The organism is Synergistaceae bacterium (genome assembly GCA_012521675.1).
Lineage (GTDB): Bacteria > Synergistota > Synergistia > Synergistales > Aminobacteriaceae > JAAYLU01.
Genome location: JAAYLU010000021.1, coordinates 1 through 3,352, shown reverse-complemented (window position 1 = coordinate 3,352; position 3,352 = coordinate 1). Strand labels below are relative to the sequence as shown.

Below are 3,352 nucleotides of genomic sequence, written 5' to 3'. Positions count from 1 at the left end.
GTGTAGACCCTGATCGGGTTCTCTCCCAGCGCCGACTTCATGGACGAGGGCGCGCAAACAAGCATCTCCTCAACCACTAGCTTTCTTCCGTTGCGCGAGGTGGCGGTCTTTATCACGGCCCCCTGGCCGCCTATCACATTGCCGCTTCCCGGCAGGGTCTGCACGCATGTCACTCCGCCCGCCAGCGCATCGGCGAATGCCGTGTCGTCCTGGTAGATCGCGTCCATGATGCGAAGCTGCGGGGCAACCGGGTCCACCATGTCGTTGGCGTCCGCCATACTCTCGGGGAAGCCCTCGCAGTAAGTCCCGATGTGGGTGTGAGCGTCGATGAATCCCGGGGTGACAACCATTTTGGCCGCGTCCGTAACCTCTCCCGCGCCCCTCGGGTCCAGACCCTCCAGTACCTCGACTATCTTTCCTCCGTCGATAAGGACGGTGACATTGTGGCGCGTGGTGCCAAGCCCGGTCTCAAGTGTCCCGGCGAGTATGGCTCTCATGAACTACCTCCTTGAGTTTTGGTGAATAATGTGTCTTCAATTCTACATCAGAGAGGCTTTCTGGAAAAGCGCCCTGATTTTTGCAGAAAAAGGGGTTAAAGAGGCTGATCAATAGTGACATATACGCTCTTTCAAGCGTGCGGACAGCCTCGGATCAGGCGAGTTCGATTGCGAAGCACAGTTTCTCTTTATATAATTCAAATATGCAGTAGACAGAATGACGTGTTTTAGGGGGTCGTCGCCATCAACAAGAATCAGGATCAGGAAGCAACGGGAGCGTCAATGTCCCTTTGCGCGGTAGGGGTGATCCACTCTCCGCTGAAGTGCCGCGAGCAGTGCCCCAGGCAGGGTATCGAGGGCGGAGTCGAGGCGGAGGTGGAGGTGAGCCCGGAGTTCGCCGCCGGGCTGGAAGGGCTAGAGGTCGGGCGCGAGGTCATGCTGTTGACTTGGCTGCACCTGGCGGACCGGGAAAGACTCAGGGTGCATCCGAGGGGGGACAAGACCGTGCCTCTGAAAGGAGTCTTCGCCACCAGGTCCCCCTCTAGGCCGAACCCGATAGGACTTCACCGGGTGAGGATAGTAGAATTGAACGGAACAACGCTGAAGGTGCATCCCTTGGAGGCCCTCGACGGTACCCCGGTTATAGACATAAAGTCGATCATTCGGAAAGAGTAGCCGCTGGCACAGTAACCCCGAACGGAAAAAGCGTCCGTAAAGAAAATTCTGCATTATTGTATCAGAGAACCGTACCAGGTGCGGTGCCGCTTTAACTTGCGGTTGTTATCTGCTATGCTTTTCTCCAGGTGGACGGACTGATCTCGCCTGTCCATCCGGCGCTGCCGGAGCACCAATTGCAACGGAGGAGGGACTAAAAAATGACACGTGACTGGTTGAGCGAGGCAAGGGCGTTGGACGCCGCGGACCCCATGAAGGAATTCCGAAACAGGTTTCACCTTCTGGAGGACGGCATTTACATGGATGGCAATTCCCTCGGACTCGCCTCCATCGACGCGCTGGAGTCACTTGACCGCGCGACGGAGGAGTGGCGAACCCGCGGCATAGGGGGCTGGCTCGACGCCGACCCCGACTGGTTCTCCTACGGGGAGCGCATTGGGGCGCGGATGGCCCCCATCGTCGGCGCGCACCCGGACGAGGTGGTGATGGTCGGCTCCACGACGTCCAACCTGCACTCCCTGGTCGCGACATTCTACGAGCCCGAGGGCGAACGGCGCAAGATTCTCGCCGACGAGCTCAACTTCCCCTCCGACCTCTACGCTCTGGGGAGCCAGGTCCGCATGAAGGGCGGCGACCCCTCCCGCGACCTGCTGCTCGCGCGCAGCTCGGACGGCCGCACGCTGGACGAGGGCGAGATCATCAAGATGATGGACGAGACAGTCGCCCTGGTCATGCTGCCGGGCGTGCTCTACCGGAGTGGCCAGCTCCTCGACATCCCCCGCCTGACGAGAGCGGCGCACGAGCGGGGAATCATTATCGGCTTCGACGTCGCCCACTCGATCGGCTCCGTCCCGCACAGACTGCACGACGACGACGTGGACTTCGCCTTCTGGTGCACCTACAAGCACCTCAACGGCGGACCCGGCTCGCCCGCCGGGCTCTTCGTCAACAGGTGCCACTTCGGTCGGACGCCGGGGCTGGCCGGATGGTACGGCTACGTGAAGGAGCGGCAGTTCGACATGTCCATCACGTTCGAGCATGCTCATACCGCCGGGGCCTGGCAGATGGGGACCCCGAGCGTGCTCTCCGCCGCGTCGCTCGACGGCGCGCTGAAGCTCTTCAACGAGGCCGGGATCGACTCGGTGCGGAAGAAGTCACTGGCCCTGACCGGCTTCCTGATCGAGATGGTCGACCAACGCCTCACGCATCTCGGCTACGAGGTCGGCAGCCCGCGCGAGCCGGAGCGCAGGGGAGGGCACGTCTCGGTCGAGCACGACGAGAGCTGGCGCATCTGCTGCGCCCTGAAAAAGAGGGGCATAATCCCCGACTTCCGACCGCCCCGAGTGGTGCGCCTCGCCCCCGTGGCTCTGTACAACACCTTCGAGGAGGTCGAGCGCACAGTCACCGCTCTGGCGGAGATAGTCGAGGCCCGCGAGTACGAGGCCTTCTCCACCAAGCGCGACGCAGTCTCGTAGGGAGAGAGGAAACAGATGCACGGGGGGCCACACGGCACCCCCGCTATTTTTCCGTTCGTGTCGATCGCTTGGGCGGCATGTTTCTGGCCGCCTTCCCCAGCGCTCGGGACGACTTGTTTCCGTCATCCCGAGGCGTTTTTTGCCGAGGGATCTGCCCTGATCCCGTATAGTCCAACGTGAACCTAATTCTTTCGACTTGCGATAAGATCGTCCAGTTCCTCCGGGGAGATACCGGTGTAATCCAGTATTTTCTCCTTGGGTTCGTTGCTGGCAAGCATCCGTGATGCGACGGCGAAGGCCTTTTCTTTCTCGCCTCTCTTCTCTCCTATCTTCTCACCTATCTCCTTGCCTATCTCCTTGCCTCTCTCTATGGCCCTCTCCTCGACCACGCTTATAAGCATCGGTTTTCCCTCCTTGCTTCTCTGTTCCCTGAATGAGTCGTACTCCTTGCGCAGCTGCGGGTCCTTCGGATGAAGCAGCGCGTCCGTGAAGCGCAACAGAGCCAGCTTCTCGTCGTGACTCCAGCCCTTGGCATCAAGCTTGTCTATAACGGACTCCAGGTAGTCCAGCTTGACCCTCTCGTTCCTGCCGCCCTCCAGAGCGCACTTGCCGGCCTGCAGGACCCAGTCGAAGGGGTTGTCGCTGGATTGGAGTTCGCTTGAATCGAGCTCCCACAGCCTGAGCGACGGGTACTCGTAGACCAGC

At 60.7% G+C, this 3,352-nt stretch carries 4 protein-coding genes; 2 read left to right on the top strand and 2 right to left on the bottom strand.

The features are described 5' to 3' along the window. A partial coding sequence (locus GX181_02340) for an amidohydrolase (protein ID NLM70787.1) occupies positions 1 to 350 on the bottom strand: 350 nt, incomplete at its 3' end. 429 nt (positions 351 to 779) lie between these two features. Between GX181_02340 and tsaA the strand changes: the two genes are divergently transcribed. Then, positions 780 to 1,172, top strand: coding sequence for a tRNA (N6-threonylcarbamoyladenosine(37)-N6)-methyltransferase TrmO (gene tsaA / locus GX181_02335; GenBank protein ID NLM70786.1), 393 nt, complete (start codon positions 780 to 782; stop codon positions 1,170 to 1,172). A gap of 200 nt (positions 1,173 to 1,372) precedes the next feature. Next, positions 1,373 to 2,647, top strand: coding sequence for a kynureninase (kynU, locus tag GX181_02330; GenBank protein NLM70785.1), 1,275 nt, complete (start codon positions 1,373 to 1,375; stop codon positions 2,645 to 2,647). A 182-nt stretch (positions 2,648 to 2,829) separates the two neighbouring features. On the opposite strand, the gene GX181_02325 is transcribed toward kynU, so the two are convergent. Continuing rightward, positions 2,830 to 3,352 (bottom strand): hypothetical protein (locus GX181_02325; protein ID NLM70784.1); only part of this gene is annotated, 523 nt, incomplete at its 5' end.